This is a genomic window from Haloarcula sp. H-hyl6 (assembly GCF_056934455.1).
This window is the reverse complement of record NZ_JBRIIK010000001.1, coordinates 88026-111480: the sequence shown is the minus strand read 5'-3', so window position 1 is coordinate 111480 and position 23455 is coordinate 88026. Positions and strand designations below refer to the sequence as shown.

Here is a 23455-nt window from a genome sequence, read left to right as displayed (position 1 = left end):
CAGGTGGCAGGTATGCGCTACTACCGGACAGTCGCGGACGGCCAGCCACGACTCCTCGCTGAGGACGGCGACACCGCTTACGACCTCACCGCTGCACGGTCGAGTGTGACCGGGTTCACCGACCTCGCCCACGTCGCCGACGTAGCGAACGAATCCGTGGACGAGGTGGCCCGAGGCCTCCTCGACGCCGCGCCGGAGGTCACCCCGCCGGCGACCGACGCCCAGGCGACGCCGCTCCTCGTCGACGAGGTGTGGGCCGCGGGCGTGACCTACGAGATAAGCGAGCAGGCGCGCGAGGCCGAGAGCGGGATGCCCGAGATGTACCTCGACGTGTACGAGGCCGAGCGACCCGAGATATTCTTCAAGGCGACCCGGTCCCGCGTGGTCGACCCCGGCGAGGCCGTGGGCGTGCGCGAGGACTCCGAGTGGGACGTGCCCGAACCGGAACTCGGCATCGTCCTCCACGAGGGCGACGTCGTCGGGTACACCGTCGGCAACGACGTGAGCAGCCGGTCCATCGAGGGCTCGAACCCCCTGTATCTCCCGCAGGCGAAGATTTACGACCGGTCCTGCTCGCTCGGGCCGTGCGTGGCGACGCCGGAGAGCGTCGGCGACCCGCACGACTTGGAGATGACGATGACCGTCGACCGGGACGGCGAGCGACAGTACGAGGGGACCACGTCGACTGGCGAGATGGTGCGCACCTGCGAGGAACTCGTCTCGTTTCTCACCCGGCACAACAGCGTCCCGGAGACGACGGTGCTGCTGACGGGCACCTCGCTGGTCCCGGAGGAGGGGTTCACCCTCCGGCCCGGCGACCGCATCGACATCGACATCGACGGCATCGGTCGACTCTCCAACACGGTGACGACTGTCTGAGCGGTCGCCTCGGGGAGTTACCGAGACGCGCCGGTGTCGGCGACCGACCGTCCGGGCGAGTCAGACGTTCGTTCACCGTGGCTGAACGAGCTGTCGACCCTGGAGAACGGGCTGGGCACCCTATCTAACGTAAGTACGGGTGTTAGCGTGTGGGAGAAACCGCCAGTATCGACGGTCTGCATCCGCGTTCGGTGTAACCGAACGGAACGGTGGTGTCTTCCTGCGGGTCGCTGGGAGACGTGACCCGGCCGAGTCGTTCTGGCGGACGCCGTGGTCAGTCCGCTGAATCTCTGCGGAACTCGAATCGGGTCGTCTCACCGACCGTCGACCCGCCCTCGACTGACTCGACGGTGAGCGTGACGCTGGTCGTCGTCCCGCATCCGTCGTTGACTACCTCGTCCCACTCGTCACCGACCGCGACCGCCCCCTGTTTCGAGCGCCGGAGGTACCGTTGAAACGTCTCCTCGCGGAGCGACGGTTCGACGTCTGTGCCGTCGGCTACCGCGTACCTGAGTGTGACTGACTCGGCGTCGGTCTTCATACTGGACATTCTCGCCCGGGTGAGAAAAACGTCGTGTCCGCGACGGCGGACTCCCGTTCAGTATGACTGAACGGCGTGTGGCACGTGCTCTCTTACCACGACGTGATAGTCACGTCACGGAGCGGCCTGTCGAGCGGCATCGACACCTGGCCGCCCGTGTAGTGCGAGATGTAGAACCCCACGATGATTTCGAGCGAGCGCGTCGCCTCCTCGCCGGTGGATGGGTTGTCCATCTCGCCGTCGAGGACGGCCACGACGTCCTCGGCGGCGTTGGCGAACGCGTCGCGGTAGTCCTCGTCCCAGGTCCACGCGCCCTCGATGCCGGGCAGGTCGGCCTCCTCGTGGTCGCCGTCGACCAACCGCCAGTAGCGCCACTCGCCGTCGTCGTTGTTGAGGTAGAGTTTCCCCTCGCTCCCGATGAACTGGAGCGTCATCGAGGACTCCGCTCGCGGGAGGGTGCAGTCGATGGTGACGAACGTGCCGTCGTCCATCACGACGAACCCGCCGCCCCCGGCGTCGTCGACGCGTTCTGCGGCCTCGAGCGAGTCGACGGCTTCGTTCTCGCCGGTGATGTAGCCAGAGACGTGGTCGGCCCTGTCGTCCAACAGGTAGACGAGGGTGTCCAACAGATGCGTCGAGTTGCGAAGCAGTTCCATGCGGAACTGGGTCGCCACCGACCGCACCTCTCCGATGATGTCGTCCTCTTGGACGAGGTCCCTGAGACGCTGGAGTTTGCTCGTAAATCGGAACGAGTGGTTCACCAGCAACTCCGTGTCCGTCTCCGCGCAGACGTCGACCATCTCCTCGGCGTCCGTCACGGAGGAGGCGATGGGCTTCTCACACCAGACGAGCGAGGGGTCGGCGGCCGACCGGGCCGCGTCGACGACGTGGTCGGCGTGCAGGTACGACGGCGTACACACCGAGACGACGTCTAAGTCCTCCGCGTCGAGCATCGCCTCGTGGCCGACGTACCGGCGGTCCGTGGGGATGTCCCACGCCTCGCCGAAGCGCTCCAGTTTGTCCTCGTCCACGTCCGCCACCGCCACGAGTTCGACGCCCTCGGCGGCGTCGTACCCGCCCGCGTGACTCGCCCGGACCTTCTTCTGCCCGATGTCCTTCTCGTCGTGCATCCCGAGGATACCCATTCCGGCGATACCGCCCGTTCCGATGATACCGGCTCTGTACGTCATCTCACTCGTAGGTGTGGAGGCTTCCGGTCTGGTTGTCCTCGATGTAGTCCCAGTCGTACTCGACGCCCAGTCCCGGACCGTCGGGCACTTCGACCATGCCGTTCTCGTCGACGGTCTCCAGTTGGTCCTCGTACTCTCCGGCGTAGACCGGGGCCGTGGTGTTGGGCGCGTCGGGGTGGACGAGCGCCATCTCGTAGTAGTTGGTGTTGCGGATGGCCGCGATGCAGTGGCGCTGGGCGGGGCCGGGCGCGTGGAACTCCACGTCCAACCCGAAGCCTTCGGCCACGCTGGCGCGTTTCATCGCGCCGGTGATGCCGGCGTCGTACTCCGGGTCCGCCCGCAGGAAGTCCGTCGCCTCGTTGGCGACGAAGTCCGTCGCCGGTTCGAGACCGCGGACGTGTTCGGTCTGGAGGATGGGCGTGTCGAGCGCCTGCCGGAGTTTGCGGTGACCGTGCTGGGAGATGCCGCCGTCGCGGTAGGGGTCCTCGTACCAGAAGAAGCCCACCTCGTCCAGCGCGCGGCCGAGTTTCAGCGCGTCGGCGAACGTCTCCAGTTCGCAGGCCGGGTCGTGCATGAGGTCCATCTCGTCGCCGACCCGGTCGCCGACGGCGTGGACGGCCGCTATCTCTCTGTCGAGGTCGCGGGACCCCTCGCTCCCGCCCCAGCCGTGAATCTTGAACGCGCCGTACCCCATCTCCAGACACTCCTCGGCGAAGTCTGCGAAGGCCTCCGGCGTGTCCAACCCTCCGTTCTCGTCGCCGTGGTACGTCGACGCGTAGGCGGGGAACTTCGTGCGGTAGGTGCCCAGCAGTTCGTGGATGGGGGCGTCGTGGTACTTCCCGGCGAAGTCCCAGAGCGCGACGTCGATGGGGCCGATACCCATCCGGTCGTACTTCCGGAGCGCCCGTTTCATCTCGCTCCAGTGGCGTTCGCGTTCGAGCGGGTTCTTCCCGACGAGGTAGTTCGCGAACATGTTTATCTGCGCCGCCCCCGGCGAGTTGCCGCCGACGTACTCGCCGGTGATGCCTTCGTCAGTGTGAATCTTGAGGCCGAACAGTTTGCGTTCGGTCACCGCCCCGGGTTCGTAGACGAGGTTGAACCCGTGCTGGTCGGTCCCCACGTCCTCGATAGGGTAGGAGAACTCCACTGACTCGATGCTGGTAATCTCCGGTGCCATACGGGTATCATGAGATACCACCACAATAAACATGCGTGCTTCCACGCCCGATTGCCGGGGGTCACCCTGGGGTCTGCGCCGACCGCCCGTCCGGGGTCGAACCACACCACCGGTGGATTCTTGACGACGTGGCGAGAGGATTCACGTGTCATGGTAGGACATACCGAGTACGACTACACCGGAGAGTCCGCGATTGTCACCGGGTCGACGAAGGGAATCGGCCGGGGCATCGCCGAGGGTCTCGTCGACGCCGGGGCGAACGTCGTCGTCAACGCACGTTCCGAATCGGAGGTCGGCGCCGTCGCAGACGAACTGAACGAGAGGGGGTCTGGCGAGGTAATCGGCGTGGCGGCCGACGTCGGCGACCCGGCGGCGGTCGAGTCGCTGGTCGACGCCGCCGTCGAGGCGTTCGGCGAGGTGGACCTCCTCGTCAACAACGCGGCCGTGTGGCCCCGCGAGGAGTCCCTCGTCGAGTCGGACATCGAACAGTGGAACGACACGATGAACGTCAACGTCCGCGCGCAGTACTACGCCTCGAAACTGGTCGCCGAACACATGATAGAGGCGGGCGTCGAGGGGTGTATCGTCAACCACACCAGTCAGGCCGGCGACCGGCGGACCGGTCCCTTCGGTCTCTACGGCATCTCGAAGACGTCGATAAACGGGTTGACGTGGCGGATGGCACAGGAACTCGCCGAGCACGGCATCCGTATGAACGCCATCTCGACGGACGTGGCCGAGACCAACCAGACGCGGTTCGAGGCGGAGTTGGAGGCGGAGGGCGACCCCGACCGAACGCCCTCGGAGATACTCCGCGAACGGGGCGAGAAGCGCCCCATCGGCCGTCTCGGCCAACCCGAGGACCTCGCCGACGCCGTCCTCTTCCTCGCCAGCGACCGGGCCGACTACGTCGTCGGCGACATCCTCAGAGTGAGCGGCGGGGGGAACCTGGAGTGATTCGATGCGATTCGTAGACACGCACACCCACACGTGGGGACCCGACACGGAGGAACTGCCGTGGCCGGTCGAACTGCTCCCGCCGGGGTGGGAGGGCGCGTACACCGCCCACGACCTGATAGGTGACATGGACTCCGCAGGGGTCGAGGAGGGCGTCATGGTCACGACGCCGCTGTACGGCCGCGGGGTTCGCGCCAACGAGTACACCATGCGCTCTATCGAAGCCTACCCCGACCGTCTGTGGGGCGTCGGCCTCATGGATTTCTTTCAGGAGGACCCCGAACAGGTACGGGCCGACCTCCGACGGGTCGTCGGCCACGACCGGATGCTCGGGGTCAGGATGCACGCCTGTCTGGCCTACGAGGAACACTCGACTGACCTCGACCGGACCGCGGACTGGATACTCGACGACGCCCTCGACCCGGTCTGGGACGAGGCGGCGGCGCAGGACGCCTCGGTGTTCCTCTTCCCGAAGGCAGAGCAGATTTCGATGATAGAGACGCTGGCCGGCCGTCACCCGGACGTGCAAATCGTCGTCGACCACATGGCCTATCCCGACGAGACGACGGCCCCGGACGAGGCCCCGTGGACTGACTTCGAAGCGCTGGCCGACCACGACAACGTCGCCGTCAAGGTGAGTTCGCTCCCGCGGTCCAGCGAGGAGTCGTGGCCCTACGAGGACCTGTGGGGGTACGTCAGACGTCTCACCGACTGGTTCGGGGCCGAGCGACTGATGCTCGGGTCCGACTATCCGTGGATGGACGACTGGGCCGGCTACGAGGACTGTCTCTCGTGGGTCGAGGAGGCACCGTTCCTCTCCGCGCGGGACTACTCGTACTTGGCCCACCGGACGTTCGAAGCGGTCCACGAGCCCTGACCGCCCGGTCTGCCTCACCCCTAGTTGTTTACCCCGGGGAGTCGTCAGAGCGCGTATGTCGCCGACCATCGAGCGCATCGAGACCGTCGAGTTCAGCTATCGACTCCCGGGCGTGGGAACGCCGCCGGGTGGGTTCGACGTCGTGTACGACCCCGACGACACGATGGAGCGCCACCTGTTCGCCGTCCGCGTCAGCGTTAGCGACGGACTAACCGGCGAATACGTCGGAAGCAACTCGCCGGGGGCGGCGCAGATAAACACCGTCGCGGACTACCTCGTCGGCCGCGACCCGACCCGGCGCGAACACCACTGGTCGGAACTCAAGCGGGCGCTCCGGAAGTACGACCGGATGGGTATCGGCCCCATCGACGTCGCGCTCTGGGACTACGCGGGCAAGAAGTACGACGCCCCCATCCACGAGCTGCTCGGGAGCTATCGGGACCGCCTCCCGGCGTACGCGTCGACGTATCAGGGCGACCGGAGCGGCGGCCTCGACTCGCCCGAGGCGTACGCGGACTTCGCCGAAGAGTGTCTGGAGATGGGGTACCCCGGCTACAAGGTCCACGGGTGGGACGGCGACTGGCGCGACCCGGACCTCCTCGAAGCGACGGTGCGCGCGGTGGGCGAGCGAGTGGGCGACGAGATGGACCTCATGGTGGACCCCGCCTGTGACCTCGACACCTTCGCCGAGGCGTTGCAAGTGGGCCGGGCCTGTGACGACCACGGCTACCTCTGGTACGAGGACCCGTACCGGGACGGCGGCATCTCCCAGCACGGCCACCGGAAGTTACGAGAGGCCCTCGATACGCCGCTCCTCCAGACCGAGCACATCCGGGGACTGGAACCGCACACCGACTTCGCGGCGACCGAAGCGACCGATTTCCTCCGTGCGGACCCGGAGTACGACGCCGGCATCACCGGCGCGATGAAGATTGCGAACGTCGCGGAGGGGTTCGGGTTGGACGTGGAGTTCCACGCGCCCGGCCCCGCCCAGCGCCACTGCATCGCGGCGACGCGGAACGCGAACTACTACGAGATGGCGCTCGTCCACCCCGATGCGCCCAACACGACGCCGCCCGTCTACGAGGGCGGCTACCGGGACGACATCGACGCAATGGACGCGGACGGCACCGTGCCAGTCCCCGACGGTCCGGGACTGGGCGTCGAGTACGACTGGGACTACGTCGAGGCCAACGAGACGGGACGTCGCGAGTACGCGTGACGACTGGCCCGCCGAGTCGCCGGAATACCTAACTAGGAGACCGTCGAACGAGGAGTATGCCACACGAACGAGTCCTGTTGTGTATCGGCCCCGAAGACAGAGACGCCGTAGACGACCTCGTCGACGCGACCATCGACGTCGTCGAGGACGACGACGCGACCGTGTACGTCCTCTACCTGTTCCCGGAGGGCGACTACGAGTCGCTGCTAGAACAGATGGACGTCGACCCGACCAGTGGAGCGCTCTCGCCCGACGAACTCGCGGCCCGGCAGGAGTCCATCAAGTCGCCGGTGGACACGCTGACCGACCACGGGGTCGACTACGAGATTCGCGGTGTCGCGGGCGGCAACCCGGCCGAACAGGCCGTCCGTCGGGTCGACGAACTGGACGCGACGCTGGTCGTCGTGGGCGGCGAGCGACGGTCCCCCGCGGGGAAGGCGATGTTCGGGGACTACGCACAGCAGGTACTCCTGAACGCGCCCTGCCCGGTGTTGTACGTCAAGCGGCCGTAAACAGCCAGTTCAGACGTCCGCGGTCTGTTCGCCGCGTTCCTCCTCGGGCATCCCGCCGACCATCCGCTTGACGATTTCGTCCTGGTCGAAGTCGACGCCGTCGATGATGCCGGCGCTCCGCCCCTGATGGAGGACGTGGATGCGGTCGGCCGCCCGCCGGATGTAGTCGAGGTTGTGCGAGATGAGGATGATGGAGATGCCCTGGTTCTGCATCCGCTGGATGAGTTCGAGGACCCTGTCGGCACCCTCGACGGAGAGGGCGCTCGTCGGTTCGTCCATGATGACGATTTTCGGGTCCGACAGGAGCGTGCGCGAGATGCTGACGAGTTGTCGCTCCCCGCCCGAGAGGTTCGACACCTTCTCGTCGACGTCGACGTGTATCTCGAGGTCCTCCAAGAGTTCGCGGGCGCGCTTGCGCATCGAGTTCTTGTCGAGGACGCCGAGGAGCGTGTTCGGCCCGTTGACGTTCTCGCGGCCGAGGAAGATGTTCTGCGTGACCGTCAGGTTCCCCGCGACGGCGAGGTCCTGGAACGTCGTCTCGATGCCCAACCGCTTGGACTCACGCGGGTTCGCTATCTCGACCACTTCGCCGTCGACGCGGATAGTGCCCGAATCGGGCTGAATCGCGCCGGCGAGACACTTGATGAGCGTGGACTTGCCGGCACCGTTGTCGCCCGCGAGAGCGAGTACTTCGTTCCGCCGGAGCGCGAAGTCCACGTCCTCGAGTGCGACAACTTCTCCGTACGTCTTCGTTATGCCCTCCATCTCGACGATGTGGTCGCCGTCACTCTGTGTGTCCTCGTCCATGCATGTCACTGTCTGCCGGGCAATAAAAACGTTCGCCCTGTGGGGGGTGCGCCGGGCGGTCTGCTCTCTCGACAGCGCCCACTGTCACCGACCCCCAAAGTATAATATCTCACCCTCTGAACCGACTTCCCATGTCGCGTACGGTGGTCGATTTCGGCGGTGCTCGGGATCAGGTGACCCTCACCAAGATTAGTCAGTACGGCCCGATTATCGGCCTCGTCGGCCTCTACATCGCGTTCACCGTTCTGAACGACCGGTTCCTCACCGTCGGTAATCAGGTGAACGTCCTCCAGCAGGTGTCGATAATCGGCATCATGGCCATCGGCGTCACCTTCCCGATTCTCTGTGCCGAAATCGACCTGAGCATCGCACAGGTGATGGAGGTGGCAGGCCTGACGATTGCGACGCTCGCGGTGGGGGCCCGCCTGTTCGAGGGGTTCGCCATCCCGGTGCCGGCGGCAATCCTCGTCGGTTTGTTGTTGGGCGCGACCTTCGGGGCAGTGTCGGGGTTCGTCACTGCCCGGTTCGGCGTCCCCTCGTTCATGACGACGCTGGCGATGCTGTTCCTCGCCGACGGTCTGGGGCTCATCGTCTCGGGGAACCGCCCCATCATCGGCCTGCCGGGGTCGTTGACCGCTCTCGGTGGGTCCAGAGTGTTCGGCTTCCCGAGCATCGTCGTCGTGTTCCTCTCCCTGCTCGTCGTCTCGCAGTTGATACTGTCCTACACCAAGTTCGGCCTCTACATCTACGCTATCGGCGGCGACCGGCAGTCCGCCGAGCGGATGGGTATCAACGTACGGTTGGTCCGACTCGGAACGCTCGTCATCTCGGGCGTGTTCGCGGCCATCGCGGGTCTCGTCACCCTCGGTCGTCTCGGAAGTGCCATCCCGACGATGGGTGCGGGCCTGTTGCTCCCGCCCATCGCGGCGGTCATCCTCGGCGGCGCGAACCTCTTCGGCGGGTCCGGTAACATGGTCGGGACGCTCATCGGCGTCCTCATCCTCGGCGTCCTCCAGAACGGCCTGAACCTCATGGGCGTCGGACCGTCCGGTCAGTTGGTGGCGCAGGGTATCGTCCTCATGCTGGCCGTCCTCGCCAACGTGGTCGGACAGGACTGATTTCTGATATATGAAATACATGTCATCGTCACCGATACTTCTTTTAGCCGGGGGGTTGAACCGTGTAAACGTATGTCACGAGACATTCCCAGGCGGCGGTTTATCCGCACCGGAGCGATAGCTGGAATGGCCCTGTTCGCCGGTTGTGGCGGGGACGGCGGCGACGGGGGAGACGGCGGTGACGGCGGTGACGGTGGCACCACCGGCGACGGTGGGGACGGCGGTACCACCGGTGACGGTGGCGACGGCGGGACGACGGCGTCGGAGTCACCCCCGTCGGTGGCGCTCTCAGTGCCGTCGCTCGAGTTCACCTTCTTCGCCCGGATGCAGAACGCGTTCAACGCGGCCAAGAGCGAAGGGACCATCGCGTCGGACTCGTCGTTCTACGACGCCGGCAACTCCCAGAGCACACAGGTCTCCGACGTGGAGACGGCCATCTCGAACGAGGTGGACCTCCTGCTCATCTCGGCTATCACGGCGGAGGGGGTCATCAGCGCCATCCAACAGGCCAACGAGGCGGGTATCCCCGTCATCGCCATCGACCGGAACGTCGCACAGGGTGAGACGGTCAGTTACGTCGCCTCGGACAACGTCCAACTCGGGCAGCGCTCGACGGAACTGTGCCTGCGCTTCATGCAGGAGATGGAGCAGAAAGACACCTACAACGTCGTCCAGTTGGAGGGGACGCCCGGTGCGAGCGTCACGAACGACCGGGGCGAAGGGTTCAGCACCGCCGTCAGCGAGAACGACAGTCTGAACCGCCTCGCCAGTCAGACCGGCGAGTTCTCGACCCAGAACGCCCTGAGCGTCATGGAGGACTTCATCACCCAGTACGGCGACGAGATAGACGGCGTGTTCTGCCAGAACGACCTGATGGCCCTCGGTGTCCATCAGGCGCTCAACAACGCCAACATGTCGGTGCCGGTCACCGGCATCGACGGGACCGAGGCGTGGGTGCAGTTGTTCTCGGACAACCAGTACTACGGGACTATCGCCCAGTTGCCCGAGGAGATGGTCACCACTGCCATCGAGACGGGGAAGTCTCACCTCGCCGGCGAGGACGTCGAGGGCACCATCGTCATCGAGGGTCTCGAAGTCACTCAGGACAACGCCTCGGATTACCTCAGCCAGTACTTCGGCTGAGCGTCCGTCCGAGCGCTCCACCATCGGTTGAGAGGACCGCCAGTAGAGACAATCACTCGCCGAATTTCTGACCGCACACCGACGCCATGACACACGATACGATTCACTCGACGTGGGGACGTTGGCTCGCCGAGGAGATAGCGCAGGCCGACCCCGACGGGGTCGCCGTCTGGTACCTCGGCTGCAACGGGTTCGTGCTCAAGTCGGCGTCGACGACGCTGTACGTCGACCCGTACTTCGCCGACGGGGACCCGCCGACGCTCGTTCGGATGATTCCCGTCCCGATGGACCCCGCCGACGCGACGGCCTGCGACGCCGTCCTCGTCACTCACGAGCACATCGACCACATGCATCCGCCCTCGTACGGACCACTTCTGGACGACGACGGGACCCTGTACGCACCGCAGGCGTCCTACGACTCGCCCGACTACGAGGGGTCGCTACGGACTCCCGAGGACAGGCGCTCCGTGGTCTCCGTCGGAGACGCGTTCACCGTCGGCGACTTCACGGTCCACGTCAGAGGGGCCGACGACGCCGACGCCGTCGAACCCGTCTCGTACGTCGTCGAACACGAGGCGGGGACGTTCTTCCACCCGGGGGACAGCAAACCGGCCGACGCGTTCGCGGACGTGGGCGCGGAGTTCGACATCGACCTCGGAGTCCTCGCGTTCGGCACCGTCGGGAGAATCCGCCACACCGACGACGGCGAGACGCGCCCGACGAAGTGGTACATGTCCGAGAACGAGGTCGTGGAGGCCGCCAACGACCTGCGACTGGACCGGTTGCTCCCCTCGCACTACGACATGTGGAAGGGCGTCACGGGGGACCCGAAGGCGCTGCACGACCACGCCGCCTCGTACCCCTACCCCCGGACGCTCGAAGTCGTCCGCATCGGGGACCGGGTCGACCTCGGTTCACCCGGTGTCGTCGAACCCTCGTCTCACCGGTGAGGCGGCCGCCCTACTGCAGTTCGACCGCACGGCCCGAGTCCGCGGCCTCGTAGACGCTCTTCAGCGTCCTGATGTCCGTCAGCGCGTGTTCACCGTCGGCGTAGGGGTCTGTCCCCGTCAACAGACAGTGCGCGAAGTACTCGAACTCCTCCTCCATCTGGTCAATCTGCTCGAAGTCCACCTCGACGTCGGACCCACCGTGCGAGAGGTGGAGTTTCCGCTCGTCCCACGGGTAGAAAGCCGGTTCGACCCGCACCTCGCCGGCCGTGCCGGTCACCCTGATGTGACTCGCCATGGTGGCGTTCTGACTCGCCGTGCAGACGGCGAACGTGTGGTCTGGGAAGTCCACTTGGAACGCCGCGTGTTCGTCGGGGACGTCCTCGAACTCCTCTCGTACGGAGGCGACCGACGCCTGTACGCGAAGGGGGTCGGCGTCCAGCAGGAACCGGGCGGTGTTGAGCGAGTAGATGCCGATGTCCATCGCCGCGCACCCGCCCGAGAGGTCCCAGTCCAGTCGCCACTGGTCCGGGTCGGGGACGAGTTCGAGGATGGGTTCGGTCATGTTGCCGTGGACGAACACGGGGTCGCCGACGTAGCCCGCCTCGACGAGGTCTCTCGCCCTGCGGACGGCCGGTTCGGTGTGCATCCGGTAGGCCACCATCAGCGTCACGTCGTGTTCGTTGCAAGCGGCCACCATCTGCTCGGCGCGGTTGATGGTCGCCTCCATCGGTTTCTCACAGAGGACGTCCTTCCCGAGTCCGGCGGCCGTCTCGACGAACGGGAGGTGTCGGGCGTTCGGCGTGACGACGTAGACGGCGTCGTAGGCGTCGCTCGCGGCCCCGTCGTGGAACTCCTCGTAGGAGATGGCGCGTTCGACCGTCTCGGAGTCGGCGGCGACCGACTCGGCTTTCTCTCGGTCGCCGCTGACGAGGACCGTCGTCTCACAGAGGTCACCGGCCGCGACGGCCGGCATCGCTTGCTCGCGGGTCCACCACCCCACGCCCACCATGGCGAACCTGACGGGGTCGTCCGTCTCGGTCACGTCCTGCCAGTCGCGGCGGTCGAAGTCCTCGGTCAGTGACGATAGCTCCATATCTATCCATCGGGCGGGATGACAAAAGAATTACCGGACGATGTGACCGTCGAGTGACTGACCTATCGCGGGACCGCCTCCACGATGTCTTCGAACGCGTGCGTGAGGATGGCCCCGTCCACGGCGACGGCGACGTACTGTGCGCCCGCGTCTATCCACCGTCGCGCCATCTCAGGGTCGTCGGCGTACGTCCCGACGACCTTGCCCGCGTCGGCGGCCCGGTCACAGACCTCGGCCATCAGGTCTTCGACTCGCTCGTCCTCGACCTGTCCGGGGATACCTATCGACTGAGACATGTCGTACGGTCCGAGGAACAAAACGTCGATGCCGTCGACGGCGACGATGTCGTCGAGGTTCTCGACGCCGCGTTCCCCCTCGATGTGGACGATGACGGCCGTCTCCTCGTTCTGTCGCTCCGTGTAGTTCTCGCCGCCCGTGTAGCCGCCGGCCCGGACGTACGGCGAGAGGCCGCGAGACCCGAGTGGGTCGAATCGAGCGTGGTCGACGGCCGCTCGGGCGTCCGCTCCAGTCTCGACCTGCGGTATCTCGACGGCCGCGGCGCCGATATCCAGCGCCCGCTGAATCTCCGACTCGGTGTTGTTCCGGACGCGGACGACCGGTGCGGCACCGCCGCGCTCGGCGGCCGCGCACATCCCGACGCACGACTCGGCCGTCAGCGGACCGTGCTCTTGGTCGAGTATCGTGAAGTCCAGTCCCGCGACGCCGGTCATCTCCGCGACCATCGGCGAGTCGATGAGTTGGAAGGTGCCGACGAGCGTCTCTCCGTCCAGCAACCGCGCTCTGAGGGACGATTGGCCCATACGGGGTAAGCGATGCCGCGGCACTTCAAACTAGCTGGCCGTCTCGACCAGTAGGATGAACGCGGAGAGTTCCAGAGTCGGACGAGCGTTCACCTCTGCAAAACGGACCGTTGGGCCAACTGAACGACCCATCGGGGACGATATAACGAAAGTACGTCTGTGAGAAATGTGGGAATCCTGCGAGTGTTTTATATCGATTCGGTTGTTCAGCATGGGTGAACGGCGTGCCCGTTCTGGCGAACGCCCTCACGAGTACGCCATGTTGATTTCGATGACGTTTGCCGAGGAGCGGAGTAGTTCGGGTATCTCCTCGTGGAACAGGTCGCCCTTGATACGGGTCGTCGGTCCGGAGACGCTCAGTGCGGCGACGACCCGTCCGTTCTCGGCGACGACGGGTGCGGCCACACAGCGCAGTCCGGGCAGTCGCTCCTCGCGGTCGTACGCGTACCCGCGGTCGCGTATCTCGTCGAGTTCCGCCTTGAGTTCCCCGCGGTCCGTGATGGTGTTCTCCGTTCGTTCGGGCAGGCCGTGGGCCTCGATTATCGCGTCGACTCTGGACTCGGGTAACTGCGCGAGAATCGTCTTTCCGAGGGCCGTGCAGTGCAGTTTGACCCGTTTACCCGCGTAGGTGTCGACGCTCACCGCTTCGGTCCCTTCCGCGCGGGTGATGTAGACGCCTTCGCCGTGTTCCTCGACGGCGGCGTTGGCCATCTCCCCTGTCTCCTCGGCCAGCGTCGCCACCTCCGGTCTGGCCTTCTCGTAGATGTCCATCCGATTCCGCGTGTACTCCCCCAGTTCCAGAAACCGTAGGCCGACCCGATAGACGCCGTCTTCGCAGTTGATGTACTCCTCCTCGGAGAGCGTCTGCAGGTGGTTGTGAACGGTACTCTTGGCGATGCCGAGTTCGTTCGCTACCGTCGTCACGCCGGCGCCGTCGAGACGCTTGAGTTCCTCGATGATGCGCAGGGACGTCCTGGTGGCTTCGATGGTGTTCTTCTGTGGCGCCATACCCCCGCTACGACGCCCTCTCATATATTTCTGTTCACCAGAACGGAACGGTCGTGCGACTCGTCCGGACGGCTACGTCGCCCACGGAATCTCGTCGTGGAACTGTCGAATCTGGTCGAATCCGGTCAGGGCAGAGACCGCGCCGGCCTGCGTGGTTGCGACGGCGCCGGCAGCGTTGGCGACGGCGAGGGCAGTCTCGCCATCACGGACGCCGCTGCTGAGCGACGCGATGAACGCCGCGAGGAACACGTCGCCGGCCCCGGTAGTGTCCACGACGTCGACGTCGAAACCCTCGTGCCTGCTCCACCCCGAGACCGGACTCTCCTCTGTTCCGTAACACATCGCGCCGCGGTCACCCATCGTCAGGACGACGGTATGCGGGCCGTACTCCGCCACCGCCTCGGCCAGTCGGTCCGGGTCTGCGGCGTCGAACCCGGCCGCAGAGAGGTCCTCGGGAGTGGCTTTGACCACGTCGACGGCGTCCAGCGACCCCCGAACGACGGCCCCGAACTCGTGGTGACTCTCCCACATCTCCGGCCGCCAGTTGGGGTCCAGCGAGACGGTGGTCCGCTCGCTCGCTCTCGATTGCAGTTCGAGCGTCGCCGAGCGACTCGGTTCGACGCTCATCGTGACGCCCGTCGTGTGGACCCACGACACGGAGTCGAGTGTCTCGTCGGGCACGGTACCCTGCTGGAAGTGGGTGTCCGCGCCGTCTTCCCGGTAGAACGTGAACGACCGGTCGCCAGTCGCGTCGTGCGTGACGACGGCGAGGGTCGTCCGCGCGTCCTCGTCGGTCTCCAGAAAGTCGTCGGGAATCTCCGAGTCCTCGAAGTGCGAGCGGAGGAACGCGCCGAAGTCGTCCGTCGCGAGTCGCGTCCAGAACAGCGGCGGGAGGCCGATGCGGTCGAGCGCGAGAGCGACGTTCGCTCCGGACCCCCCGAACTTCGGTCGGTAGCCACCCGACTCACCGGGTGGACCGGAGCGTTCGGGGACGAAGTCGACGAGCGTATCGCCTGCCACGAGCACAGCGGGGTCGGGAGTCATACGGCAGGGTTCAGTCGCCCACTACTTAGCTATTCTCTGCGCTCACTCGTCCAGCGGGCTTCCCCGGTCACCCCACGCCGCCTCGAACCCGGCGAGGCCCTCCTCAGTCTTCGGGTGCGGGACGTGGTCCTCCAAGACGGCCGGCGACATCGTCACCGCGTCGACGCCGGCCTCGTAGAGCGCGACGGCCTGCGTGGTGTTCCGGATGCTGGCGGCCAACACGTCCGTCTCGAACCCGTAGGTGTCGAATATCTCTTGCATTCGGCGGACGGTGGCTACGCCGTCGGCCCCGGCGTCGTCGAGGCGACCCACGTACGGTGCGACGAACGACGCGTCGTTCTTCGCCGCCAGGACGGCCTGTTCGACGGAGAAGACGACGGTCGTTCCCGCCGGGACGTCCTCGTCGCGGAGGCGAGCGAGTGCCTCGAACCCCGACCGAGTCGCGGGAATCTTCGCGACGACGTCGTCGGCCCAGTCCTGATACCCCCGCGCCTCTCGGACCATGCCGTCCACGTCGTCGGCGACGACCTGTGCGAACACCGAGCCGTCGAGTAGGGCCGCGATATTCGTCACGGCCTCTCTGTAGGTGGTTCCGGCGTCCGCGACTATCGACGGGTTCGTCGTCACGCCGTCGATGACGCCGAGCGCCGCCGCCGACTCGATACGCTCGCGGTCTGCCGTGTCCAGATAGAGTTTCATCGGGTGCAGGTCCGTCGCGCGGCGAAATGAAGCTACCGACGGCGGCGACAGAGGTGTCGGCGAGAACGTGAATTTACGCACACATATTCGAAAGAATAAGCACCGAAACACGGGGAAGTCGACTCGGGCCGCTGGCGGCCTCGGGCCAGATATCCGCCGATTGTAGTACTCTACGTAGGCTCTGGCGGCAGACGCCGACTGAGTGTGAGCGTTGCCGCCCGGACAGGACCGTGCAGTCAGAACGGTCCAAACAGTAACGGGCCGTCGCTGTTCGCGGACACGAACGGGAAGGGTACAGACAGTATCTCTTCGAACACAGCCACGTATGGACGCTATCGTACTGCCGTCACCATCATCGGCACCGTGTTATCAACAATCTTTATATACATACACTCTCTATCTCGCGTCTGTATGGCAGAGAATACCAGACGCAGATTTATCAAGACGACCGGTGCTGCGATTACCACAGTCTCCATCGCGGGCTGTGGCGGAGATGGCGGAGACGGTGGAGACGGCGGCGACGGCGGAAATGACGGCGGCGACGGCGGAAGCGACGGCGGTACCACCGGTGACGGTGGCGACGGCGGGAGCGGCAACACGCTGGAGAAAGTCGGCATGTCTGCGTACGTTCGGGGTGGGTCGTGGATTACGGCTTACATCGAGGCTGCCGAGTTCTACGCGGAGGACCTCGGTATCGAACTCGACGTCCGACCGAACCAGCAGAGTGCCCAGAAACAGGTGCAGGACATCCGCGACTTCGCCAACGGCGACCACGACGCCATCCTCGTGGGGGTGTGGTCGACGGGTGCTGCGGAGGGCGCGATAAATCAGGCGATACAGGGCGGAACGCCGGTGTTCGCGACGAACGCCGACACCTCCAGTTCGGAGATTCCGCTGTACGTCGGGTTCAGTAACTACGACGGCGGCGCGAGTTCGGCAGAGCAGATGATTCCGGCGCTGGAAGAACAGTACCCGGACAAGGACAACTACCGGGTACTCAACGTCCGCGGGATTCAGGGCAACCAGTCCGCGAACCAGCGCTCGCAGGGGTTCATGGACGTGATGGCCGAACAGGACAACATCGAAGTCGTCGAGACGCTCAACGGCGAGTACGCCCGTGACGTGGCCCAGTCCTCGACCCAGGAGTGGATTAACGCGAACGGTCGCGTAGACGGCATCTACTCCGGCAACCTCTCGATGGGGCTCGGCGTGGTGCAGGCACTCCGCAACCTCGACATGCTGGTGCCGAAAGGCGAGGAGGGACACATCGTCCTCACGCAGATGGACGGCAGTCCGGAGGTCAACCCGCTCGTGGGCGACGGGACTATCGACGCCGCCGTCGACCAGCCCAACTACTTCTACAACCCCATCGCCATGCAGTACATGAAGCAGTACGTCGAGTCGGGGATGGACGACAGCGTCATCCCCGAAGTGGGGTCGGAAGTCACCTCGGACCAGCTAACCATCGAACCCGGCCAACACAAGGGCGTCGAGATGTGGTCCGAACCCATCTGGGAACCCGGCATCATGCGCGAACAGAACGGCCACCCGTGGTTCCGGACCAACAGCATCGTCATCACCCAAGAGAACTACGACCAGCCGTTCCTCTGGGGCAACGTCTGGGGCTGAGGGCGGCATCTAACCACACGACACTTCCTACACTATGTCTACGGAACAAGGATTCATCGGGCGAACGTTCGGCGATAGAGACGACGTAATACTGACCCTGTTGGACAACATGATTTGGCCGATACTGGCCATCGTCATCCTCGGCGTCGCCGTGTTCGTCCCACAGACGCTCCGGAACGTGCAGGCAATTCGCCTCGTGCTCTGGGCGGCGGTGCCCATCGGATTGCTCGTCCTCGCGGAGAGTCTGTGTCTGCTGTCCGGCCACTTCGACCTCTCCATCGGGTCCATTGCCGGGTTCTCGGCGATGTTCACCGGGATGATTCTCGGCACCTGTCCGAGTTGCTGGGGCGTCACGACGAGCCCTTGGGCCGGGTTCGCCATCATCCTCGTCACGGGGTCGCTCATCGGCCTCGTCAACGGTATCATGATTGCGAAGGTCGGTCTGAACCCCTTCCTGCAGACGCTGGCCTTCCTCATCATCTTCGAGGGCGGCAAGACGGCCATGCAGACCCAACCGGTGACGGGGCTGCCGAGACTCTACGTGAACGTCGGCGGGACGCCGGAGTTCGCCATCGGCGTCCTTCTGTTCGCCTTCCTCGTCTTCGGCCTGCTCATGCGGTTCAGTACGTTCGGGCAGGCGGTGTACGCGCTGGGGAGTTCCGAGAAGTCCGCCCGCGAGGTCGGTATCGACACCGAGCGACTCATCATCGTCGTCTACACCATCAGCGGACTGCTGGCGGCCGTGGCCGGCCTGATGCTGACCGGGTTCGTCGGCGTCGTCCCGCCGCTCATCGGCGAGGGACTCGTGTTTCAGGCGTTCGCGGGCGCGGTCATCGGCGGCATCAGCCTGTTCGGCGGGCGCGGGAAGATTACCGGCGCACTCGGCGGCGTCGTCCTCATCCAGTTGGTGCAGTCGGCACTGAACAACAGCCCCGCAGTCGGGGCGACCCAGATACAGATGGTCAACGGATTCGTGTTACTGGCGGCGATACTGCTGTACAGCACGCAGGCCAAACTCCGGGCTCGCATCCTCGCGAGTGGTGCGGTATGAGCGTCGAGGACAGCGGGACCACCGAGCATGAGGCTGCGAGCAGTCCGGCCTCTGAGGAGGCTAGCGAGGCGAAGCTCCGCGTCGAGAACGTCACTAAGCAGTTCGGTCGCATCGTCGCCGTCGACGACGTGACGCTGGACATCGAGGAGGCAGAGATATTCGCGCTCGTCGGCGACAACGGGGCCGGAAAGTCGACGCTGATGAACGTCCTCAGCGGCGTCCACGCGCCCACGAAGGGGAGCATCTACAAGGACGGTCGGGAAGTGCACTTCTCGAACCCGTCTGACGCGCGTGCGAACGGCATCGAGACGGTGTATCAGGACCTCGCGCTGATGGACGACCTCGACATCGCCACGAACATCTTCATGGGGCAGTTCCCCCGGCGCGGCATCGGCCCGCTGTCGTTCATCGACTGGGACACCACCTACGAGCGGTCCCGACAGATAATGATGGACCAACTCGGTCGCGACGTCGACATCAAGACCGAGGTGGAGTTCCTCTCCGGCGGTCAGCGCCAGCTCGTGGCCATCGGGCGGGCGCTCGCCTTCGACCCGGACGTCATCATCCTCGACGAACCGACGAGCGCGCTCTCGGTGGACGCGACGCGCCTGGTGCAGGACACGCTCGACCGACTGGCCGAGGAGGGCATCACCATCGTCATCGTCAGCCACAACATCGAGTCGGTCCTCGCCCACGCCGACCGCATCGGCGTCCTCTACCAGGGGAGCCTCGTCGACATCAAAGAACCGGCGGAGACGGACCTCGAAGAGCTCAACGAACTGATGACGACCGGGACGCTGGACGCCGGCCTGCTCGACGACGACTGAGCGGCCCCGATTTCTGACAGGTACGTTTACGGTTTACCCGGTCGAAACGAAGGGCATGCGCCGACCAGAACTCGTCGTCGACATCGAGTGTGAGACCGGTGAAGGCCCTCTCTGGCACCCCGACGAGGACGTGCTGTACTGGGTCGACATCCCGCAGGGACGGGTCTATCGCTACGACCCGGCGGCCGACGACCACGAATTGGTCTACGAGGACGCCGACGAACGCATCGGCGGGTTCACCATCCAGCGGGACGGGTCGCTCCTCCTCTTTCAGGAGGCCGGGGCCGTCCGGTGCCTCGACCAACACGCCGGCACCGTCGAGACAGTCACCGACCCGGACCCGGACCGGTTCCACGAGCGGTTCAACGACGTCATCGCGGACCCGGAGGGTCGGGTCTTCGCCGGCGTGATGCCCGATACGGAGCGGGACCTCCCGGGGCAACTGTACCGCCTGAACGCGGACGGCACCTTCGAACTCGTCCGCGAGGAGTGCGTGCTCCCCAACGGGATGGGGTTCACGCTGGACCAGTCCGGGTTCTACTTCACCGACACGGGCGAAGTGGACCCGGACTGCCCGGGGTACATCTACCGCTACGACTACGACCGGACGACCGGTGCCATCTCCAACCCGCAGACGTTTCTCGACGCCGGCGACATCGAGGGACTCCCGGACGGGATGACCGTCGACAGCGAGGGTCACGTCTGGTCGGCGTTCTGGGACGGCCACAAACTGGTTCGGTTCGCGCCGGACGGCACCCGGGAGGAGACGGTCGAGTTCGACCCGCGGAAGGTGTCCTCGCTGACCTTCGGCGGCGACGACTACGGGACGGCCTACGTGACGACGGCCTGTGTCGAGACGAGAGACGTAGAGGGCGCGGGCGCGGGAAGCCTCTACCGCGTGGACCTCGGCGTGACCGGCCGCGAGGAGTTCCGGTCGGCTATCGACGTCTGAGCTAGCGGTCCGCGAGGGCCTGTTCGCGCAGGCCGCGCATGTAACCGATGGCGAACAGGCGACCCTTGGTGTGGTAGCCCGGGTTGGAGTTGTCCTCGCCGGCCATCGTCGGGACGTGGTCCGGTCGCATCGGCACGTCGTCGCCGACGTGGTCTTCGTAGGCCCGCATCGCCGCCAGCATGTCCGTCGGCCCGTCGTCGTGCCACGTCTCGACGAACCGGTCGGCGTCGCCCTCGACGTCGCGGAAGTGGACGAAGTTGATGCGGTCCCCGAAGCGTTCGATAGCCTCGGGGATGTCCGCGCCCATGGCGGCGAAGTTGCCCTGACAGAACGTCACGCCGTTGTGTTCGCTCTCGTAGGCCGAGAGGACCCGGTCGTACGCCTCGACGCTGTCGACGATTCGCGGGGTGCCACGCAGCGACTCCCGTGGCGGGTCGTCGGGGTGCAGACCGAGTTTCACGCCCGCCTCCTCCGCGACGGGCGTCACCTCTCGCAGGAAGTACTCGATGGCCTCCCACACGTCCTCGTGGGACGCGTCGGCGAACTGCTCCGGGCCGCCCTGAACCTTCTCTAGGTCGAACTCCGTGACGTAGGACCCCCCGCGGGACTCGACGTGAGCGGCGGTCCGCGCCCAGCGGACCCCGGCCATCCAGTCGTAGCAGACGACCGGAATGCCGACTTCGCCGCAGTTCCTGAGGAACTGTTTGAACTCCTCGATGTCCTCGTCGCGGCCCGCTCTGCCCAGTCGGACGCGGTCCGAGATGGGCACCGAGCCTTCGAGGACCGAGAACTGGAGGCCGGCGTCGGTCAGCCAGTTGTTCAGGCCCTGCAAGTCGTCGTACGTCCAGTGAGTGCGACCGTCGCCGATTTCCAGCGGGTGGACGACGGCCTTCTCGACGCCCATCTGTTTCGCTAACTGCCAGCGTTCGTCGGGTTCCGGCGGCAGGATGAGTGCAGGCGAGACCATAGGGACTCTCCCGTCGCGTCGGTACTAATACCCACGGGTCGCCGACGCACTCGGCGTAACACTCATTGGCACAGCGAGAGTCGGTCATCGCATGTCCGACGACACGGAGCGAGCGGTGTACGTCCAGCGACTCGACCCCGACCAGCGCGACGCCTACGTCGAGGCCCACGACGACGTGCCGGAGGCGGTGACCGACGCGATGGAACGGGGCGGCGTCGAGGAGTTCGAACTGTACGTCCGCGACGACGTGGCGGTCTGCATTCTGGAGTGTGCCGACCTGGACGCCTACTTAGACGCCGTCGACGGCGACGAGGAGGTGGCCGAGTGGGAGCGGTACACGGGGCAGTTCAAAGAGTCGGGCGTGGACGCCGGCGCCGACCCGGAGTCAGGCATCCCGTTCATGGACCGAATCTGGCGGTTCGCCCCAGACGGCTCCTGAACCCCGGGTCCCGCCGACCGGTGGTATTTTTTTCCACGGCGTCGAAGTTCCCATCGATGGACACAGCACTAGACACCATCGTACTCGCAATCGGGCCGGAAGACGACGAGCGACTGGACGAACTGGCTCGCGTCGTCCTACAGGTGGCGAAACCGACGGGAGCGACCGTCGTGCTGACGCACGTCTTCACCAGAGACGAGTTCGACGAGGTGGCCGCGGAACTCGACTACCCCAGCGCGACGGACGAGGACGTCGACGTCATCCTCGAACGACACCAGTCGGTGGCGTACCTCGAAGACGTCTTCGACGACCACGGCGTCGCGTACGACGTCGACGGCGTGGTCGGGAACGTCAGCGATGGCATCGTCAGGACCGCCGAGAAGACGGACGCCGACCGCGTCGTCATCTCCGGTGGCTCTCGCTCGCCGGTCGGCAAGGCCGTCTTCGGAAGCAACGCCCAGAGCGTCCTCATCAACTCTCCGTGTCCGGTCACCTACGTCAGGCCGCAGACCGAGTGAGGCTCAGTGGCCCCAGACGTCGCCGTCGGGGTCGTACCGGGCGTCCATGATGCGGTCCCACTGGTCGTTCGAGAGCGAGACGTCCGTGGCCGCGACGTTCTCTTCGAGTTGCTCGGGCGTCCGTGCGCCGACGATGGGGACACACGTGAACTCGTCCCACTCCATCAGCCAGCGGAGCGACACCTGCGCGGGGGTAGCGCCGACCTCGTCGGCCACCGCTCGCACGGCATCGAGGACCTTCCAGCCACGTTCTGAGAGGTACCAGTCACCGAAGAAGTCGTCGAGGCTGCCACGGGTTCCGTCGGGGGCCGTCACGGCCTCCGGGTCGTCGGAGTCTGCTCGCTCGTACTTCCCGGTGAGGAACCCGCCGGCCAGCGGCGAGTACGGACAGACCGCCACGTCCTGGTCCGCACAGACGTCGAGGTAGTCGCTCACGTCCTCGTAGTACCCGGCGTGGTGCAGCGGTTGGGTGACCTCGAAGCGTTCCAGCCCTTCGACGTCGGACGTCCAGAGGGCCTTCGTCAGTTGCCACGCCGCCATCGTCGACGCGCCGAGGTGGTGGACTTTCCCCTCGCGGACGAGGTCGTCCAGCGTCCGCAGGGTCTCCTCGATAGGGGTGTCTTCGTCCCAGCGGTGGATGTAGTAGAGGTCCAGATAGTCGGTCCCGAGACGGTCGAGGGTCCCCTCGATTTGAGCGCGGATGTGCTTCCGTCCGAGGCCGGAGTCGTTGGGACCGGGGTCGCCCCACCCGTCGAACGGGAAGTACACCTTCGAGGCCAGCACGACGTCCTCGCGGTCGTAGTCCGCCAACCAGTCCCCGACGTACTCCTCGCTGGTGCCGTGGGGCGTCCCGTAGACGTTGGCCGTGTCGATGAAGTTGATGCCGTTGTCCCACGCCGTATCGAGCAGTTCGTGGGCGTCCTCGCGGTCCGTCTCGACGACGCCGCCCGTCTCCTTGCCGAAGCGCCACGTGCCGAAACAGAGTTCAGACACACGTGTCCCTGTCGAACCGAGTTGTCGGTAGTCCATCGCAC

25 protein-coding genes are annotated in these 23455 nt (G+C 65.6%); 14 read left to right on the top strand and 11 right to left on the bottom strand.

Annotation, left to right across the window (positions count from 1 at the left end; all coding sequences use genetic code 11):
- The first annotated feature begins 12 nt into the window (after positions 1-12).
- Positions 13-879 (top strand): fumarylacetoacetate hydrolase family protein, encoded by an 867-nt coding sequence (locus tag Hhyl6_RS00485; RefSeq protein ID WP_483737256.1) that lies wholly within the window; start codon positions 13-15, stop codon positions 877-879.
- Between the two features lie 274 nt (positions 880-1153).
- On the opposite strand, the gene Hhyl6_RS00480 is transcribed toward Hhyl6_RS00485, so the two are convergent.
- The 3 genes from Hhyl6_RS00480 to Hhyl6_RS00470 all read right to left on the bottom strand — a co-directional run bounded on the left by Hhyl6_RS00480 (position 1154) and on the right by Hhyl6_RS00470 (position 3787).
- Positions 1154-1420, bottom strand: coding sequence for a DUF7968 family protein (locus Hhyl6_RS00480; protein ID WP_483737255.1), 267 nt, complete (start codon positions 1418-1420; stop codon positions 1154-1156).
- A gap of 92 nt (positions 1421-1512) precedes the next feature.
- Positions 1513-2610 (bottom strand): Gfo/Idh/MocA family protein, encoded by a 1098-nt coding sequence (locus Hhyl6_RS00475; RefSeq protein WP_483737254.1) that lies wholly within the window; start codon positions 2608-2610, stop codon positions 1513-1515.
- A 1-nt stretch (position 2611) separates the two neighbouring features.
- Positions 2612-3787: a mandelate racemase family protein gene (locus Hhyl6_RS00470; protein ID WP_483737253.1), complete on the bottom strand. Its 1176-nt coding sequence runs from the start codon at positions 3785-3787 to the stop codon at positions 2612-2614.
- A gap of 150 nt (positions 3788-3937) precedes the next feature.
- On the opposite strand from Hhyl6_RS00470, the gene Hhyl6_RS00465 reads away from it, so the two are divergent.
- Genes Hhyl6_RS00465 through Hhyl6_RS00450 form a run of 4 tightly spaced genes read left to right on the top strand, consistent with a single transcriptional unit; the run spans position 3938 to position 7355 of the window.
- Positions 3938-4744 (top strand): SDR family NAD(P)-dependent oxidoreductase, encoded by an 807-nt coding sequence (locus Hhyl6_RS00465; protein WP_483737252.1) that lies wholly within the window; start codon positions 3938-3940, stop codon positions 4742-4744.
- A gap of 4 nt (positions 4745-4748) precedes the next feature.
- The gene (locus Hhyl6_RS00460) at positions 4749-5621 is read left to right on the top strand and encodes an amidohydrolase family protein (protein ID WP_483737251.1); all 873 of its coding nucleotides are present in this window, start codon (positions 4749-4751) and stop codon (positions 5619-5621) included.
- 55 nt (positions 5622-5676) lie between these two features.
- Entirely contained in the window at positions 5677-6843 is a 1167-nt protein-coding gene (locus Hhyl6_RS00455; protein WP_483737250.1) for an enolase C-terminal domain-like protein, read from the top strand.
- A gap of 56 nt (positions 6844-6899) precedes the next feature.
- A complete protein-coding gene (locus Hhyl6_RS00450; protein WP_483737249.1) occupies positions 6900-7355 on the top strand; it encodes a universal stress protein in 456 nt (151 codons plus the stop codon).
- Positions 7356-7364: 9 nt separating this feature from the next.
- Here Hhyl6_RS00450 and Hhyl6_RS00445 read toward each other — a convergent pair whose 3' ends face one another.
- Entirely contained in the window at positions 7365-8162 is a 798-nt protein-coding gene (locus Hhyl6_RS00445) for an ATP-binding cassette domain-containing protein (RefSeq protein ID WP_483737248.1), read from the bottom strand.
- A gap of 131 nt (positions 8163-8293) precedes the next feature.
- Here Hhyl6_RS00445 and Hhyl6_RS00440 point away from each other — a divergent pair, with 131 nt between their 5' ends.
- The 3 genes from Hhyl6_RS00440 to Hhyl6_RS00430 all read left to right on the top strand — a co-directional run bounded on the left by Hhyl6_RS00440 (position 8294) and on the right by Hhyl6_RS00430 (position 11373).
- Positions 8294-9280 carry an ABC transporter permease gene (locus tag Hhyl6_RS00440; RefSeq protein ID WP_483737247.1) on the top strand — a complete coding sequence of 329 codons (987 nt, stop codon included), beginning with the start codon at positions 8294-8296 and terminating at the stop codon, positions 9278-9280.
- 126 nt (positions 9281-9406) lie between these two features.
- The gene (locus Hhyl6_RS00435) at positions 9407-10423 is read left to right on the top strand and encodes a substrate-binding domain-containing protein (protein ID WP_483737246.1); all 1017 of its coding nucleotides are present in this window, start codon (positions 9407-9409) and stop codon (positions 10421-10423) included.
- An 86-nt stretch (positions 10424-10509) separates the two neighbouring features.
- Positions 10510-11373 carry an MBL fold metallo-hydrolase gene (locus Hhyl6_RS00430; RefSeq protein WP_483737245.1) on the top strand — a complete coding sequence of 288 codons (864 nt, stop codon included), beginning with the start codon at positions 10510-10512 and terminating at the stop codon, positions 11371-11373.
- Between the two features lie 10 nt (positions 11374-11383).
- Here the strand turns inward: Hhyl6_RS00430 and gfo6 are convergent, their stop codons facing one another.
- From gfo6 to Hhyl6_RS00405, 5 genes are all read right to left on the bottom strand, one after another.
- Positions 11384-12466 carry a D-xylose 1-dehydrogenase Gfo6 gene (gfo6, locus tag Hhyl6_RS00425; protein ID WP_483737244.1) on the bottom strand — a complete coding sequence of 361 codons (1083 nt, stop codon included), beginning with the start codon at positions 12464-12466 and terminating at the stop codon, positions 11384-11386.
- 62 nt (positions 12467-12528) lie between these two features.
- Positions 12529-13287, bottom strand: a complete 759-nt coding sequence (locus Hhyl6_RS00420; RefSeq protein WP_483737243.1) for an HpcH/HpaI aldolase family protein — start codon at positions 13285-13287, stop codon at positions 12529-12531.
- A gap of 246 nt (positions 13288-13533) precedes the next feature.
- Positions 13534-14295: an IclR family transcriptional regulator gene (locus Hhyl6_RS00415; RefSeq protein ID WP_483737242.1), complete on the bottom strand. Its 762-nt coding sequence runs from the start codon at positions 14293-14295 to the stop codon at positions 13534-13536.
- Positions 14296-14367: 72 nt separating this feature from the next.
- Positions 14368-15339 (bottom strand): carbohydrate kinase family protein, encoded by a 972-nt coding sequence (locus Hhyl6_RS00410; protein WP_483737241.1) that lies wholly within the window; start codon positions 15337-15339, stop codon positions 14368-14370.
- Positions 15340-15381: 42 nt separating this feature from the next.
- Complete coding sequence (locus Hhyl6_RS00405; protein WP_483737240.1) at positions 15382-16038, bottom strand: transaldolase family protein; 657 nt, start codon at positions 16036-16038, stop codon at positions 15382-15384.
- Positions 16039-16449: 411 nt separating this feature from the next.
- Here Hhyl6_RS00405 and Hhyl6_RS00400 point away from each other — a divergent pair, with 411 nt between their 5' ends.
- Genes Hhyl6_RS00400 through Hhyl6_RS00385 form a run of 4 tightly spaced genes read left to right on the top strand, consistent with a single transcriptional unit; the run spans position 16450 to position 20497 of the window.
- Positions 16450-17667 (top strand): sugar ABC transporter substrate-binding protein, encoded by a 1218-nt coding sequence (locus Hhyl6_RS00400; protein WP_483737239.1) that lies wholly within the window; start codon positions 16450-16452, stop codon positions 17665-17667.
- A gap of 34 nt (positions 17668-17701) precedes the next feature.
- A complete protein-coding gene (locus tag Hhyl6_RS00395) occupies positions 17702-18718 on the top strand; it encodes an ABC transporter permease (RefSeq protein WP_483737238.1) in 1017 nt (338 codons plus the stop codon).
- Positions 18715-19545, top strand: coding sequence for an ATP-binding cassette domain-containing protein (locus Hhyl6_RS00390; protein ID WP_483737237.1), 831 nt, complete (start codon positions 18715-18717; stop codon positions 19543-19545). The genes Hhyl6_RS00395 and Hhyl6_RS00390 overlap by 4 nt, the downstream gene beginning before the upstream one ends.
- Positions 19546-19600: 55 nt before the next feature.
- Positions 19601-20497, top strand: a complete 897-nt coding sequence (locus tag Hhyl6_RS00385) for an SMP-30/gluconolactonase/LRE family protein (RefSeq protein ID WP_483737236.1) — start codon at positions 19601-19603, stop codon at positions 20495-20497.
- A 1-nt stretch (position 20498) separates the two neighbouring features.
- Here Hhyl6_RS00385 and Hhyl6_RS00380 read toward each other — a convergent pair whose 3' ends face one another.
- Entirely contained in the window at positions 20499-21464 is a 966-nt protein-coding gene (locus Hhyl6_RS00380; RefSeq protein WP_483737235.1) for a mannonate dehydratase, read from the bottom strand.
- A 91-nt stretch (positions 21465-21555) separates the two neighbouring features.
- Here Hhyl6_RS00380 and Hhyl6_RS00375 point away from each other — a divergent pair, with 91 nt between their 5' ends.
- Both Hhyl6_RS00375 and Hhyl6_RS00370 read left to right on the top strand, forming a co-directional pair.
- Complete coding sequence (locus Hhyl6_RS00375; RefSeq protein ID WP_483737234.1) at positions 21556-21903, top strand: L-rhamnose mutarotase; 348 nt, start codon at positions 21556-21558, stop codon at positions 21901-21903.
- Between the two features lie 56 nt (positions 21904-21959).
- Complete coding sequence (locus Hhyl6_RS00370; protein WP_483737233.1) at positions 21960-22421, top strand: universal stress protein; 462 nt, start codon at positions 21960-21962, stop codon at positions 22419-22421.
- A gap of 3 nt (positions 22422-22424) precedes the next feature.
- Here Hhyl6_RS00370 and Hhyl6_RS00365 read toward each other — a convergent pair whose 3' ends face one another.
- Positions 22425-23450: an aldo/keto reductase gene (locus Hhyl6_RS00365; RefSeq protein WP_483737232.1), complete on the bottom strand. Its 1026-nt coding sequence runs from the start codon at positions 23448-23450 to the stop codon at positions 22425-22427.
- Positions 23451-23455: the final 5 nt, after the last annotated feature.

Excerpts from the sequence above, each read along its gene's own strand:
- Hhyl6_RS00445 (WP_483737248.1), bottom strand. The coding sequence starts at position 8,162 with ATGGACGAGGACACACAGAGTGACGGCGACCACATCGTCGAGATGGAG.
- Hhyl6_RS00435 (WP_483737246.1), top strand. The coding sequence starts at position 9,407 with ATGGCCCTGTTCGCCGGTTGTGGCGGGGACGGCGGCGACGGGGGAGAC.
- Hhyl6_RS00365 (WP_483737232.1), bottom strand. The coding sequence starts at position 23,450 with ATGGACTACCGACAACTCGGTTCGACAGGGACACGTGTGTCTGAACTC.
- Hhyl6_RS00455 (WP_483737250.1), top strand. The coding sequence starts at position 5,677 with ATGTCGCCGACCATCGAGCGCATCGAGACCGTCGAGTTCAGCTATCGA.
- Hhyl6_RS00430 (WP_483737245.1), top strand. The coding sequence starts at position 10,510 with ATGACACACGATACGATTCACTCGACGTGGGGACGTTGGCTCGCCGAG.
- Hhyl6_RS00470 (WP_483737253.1), bottom strand. The coding sequence starts at position 3,787 with ATGGCACCGGAGATTACCAGCATCGAGTCAGTGGAGTTCTCCTACCCT.
- Hhyl6_RS00415 (WP_483737242.1), bottom strand. The coding sequence starts at position 14,295 with ATGGCGCCACAGAAGAACACCATCGAAGCCACCAGGACGTCCCTGCGC.
- Hhyl6_RS00465 (WP_483737252.1), top strand. The coding sequence starts at position 3,938 with ATGGTAGGACATACCGAGTACGACTACACCGGAGAGTCCGCGATTGTC.
- Hhyl6_RS00400 (WP_483737239.1), top strand. The coding sequence starts at position 16,450 with ATGGCAGAGAATACCAGACGCAGATTTATCAAGACGACCGGTGCTGCG.
- Hhyl6_RS00375 (WP_483737234.1), top strand. The coding sequence starts at position 21,556 with ATGTCCGACGACACGGAGCGAGCGGTGTACGTCCAGCGACTCGACCCC.
- Hhyl6_RS00420 (WP_483737243.1), bottom strand. The coding sequence starts at position 13,287 with ATGGGCCAATCGTCCCTCAGAGCGCGGTTGCTGGACGGAGAGACGCTC.
- Hhyl6_RS00405 (WP_483737240.1), bottom strand. The coding sequence starts at position 16,038 with ATGAAACTCTATCTGGACACGGCAGACCGCGAGCGTATCGAGTCGGCG.
- Hhyl6_RS00390 (WP_483737237.1), top strand. The coding sequence starts at position 18,715 with ATGAGCGTCGAGGACAGCGGGACCACCGAGCATGAGGCTGCGAGCAGT.
- Hhyl6_RS00395 (WP_483737238.1), top strand. The coding sequence starts at position 17,702 with ATGTCTACGGAACAAGGATTCATCGGGCGAACGTTCGGCGATAGAGAC.
- Hhyl6_RS00410 (WP_483737241.1), bottom strand. The coding sequence starts at position 15,339 with ATGACTCCCGACCCCGCTGTGCTCGTGGCAGGCGATACGCTCGTCGAC.
- gfo6 (WP_483737244.1), bottom strand. The coding sequence starts at position 12,466 with ATGGAGCTATCGTCACTGACCGAGGACTTCGACCGCCGCGACTGGCAG.
- Hhyl6_RS00370 (WP_483737233.1), top strand. The coding sequence starts at position 21,960 with ATGGACACAGCACTAGACACCATCGTACTCGCAATCGGGCCGGAAGAC.
- Hhyl6_RS00440 (WP_483737247.1), top strand. The coding sequence starts at position 8,294 with ATGTCGCGTACGGTGGTCGATTTCGGCGGTGCTCGGGATCAGGTGACC.
- Hhyl6_RS00475 (WP_483737254.1), bottom strand. The coding sequence starts at position 2,610 with ATGACGTACAGAGCCGGTATCATCGGAACGGGCGGTATCGCCGGAATG.
- Hhyl6_RS00480 (WP_483737255.1), bottom strand. The coding sequence starts at position 1,420 with ATGAAGACCGACGCCGAGTCAGTCACACTCAGGTACGCGGTAGCCGAC.
- Hhyl6_RS00485 (WP_483737256.1), top strand. The coding sequence starts at position 13 with ATGCGCTACTACCGGACAGTCGCGGACGGCCAGCCACGACTCCTCGCT.
- Hhyl6_RS00385 (WP_483737236.1), top strand. The coding sequence starts at position 19,601 with ATGCGCCGACCAGAACTCGTCGTCGACATCGAGTGTGAGACCGGTGAA.
- Hhyl6_RS00380 (WP_483737235.1), bottom strand. The coding sequence starts at position 21,464 with ATGGTCTCGCCTGCACTCATCCTGCCGCCGGAACCCGACGAACGCTGG.
- Hhyl6_RS00460 (WP_483737251.1), top strand. The coding sequence starts at position 4,749 with ATGCGATTCGTAGACACGCACACCCACACGTGGGGACCCGACACGGAG.
- Hhyl6_RS00450 (WP_483737249.1), top strand. The coding sequence starts at position 6,900 with ATGCCACACGAACGAGTCCTGTTGTGTATCGGCCCCGAAGACAGAGAC.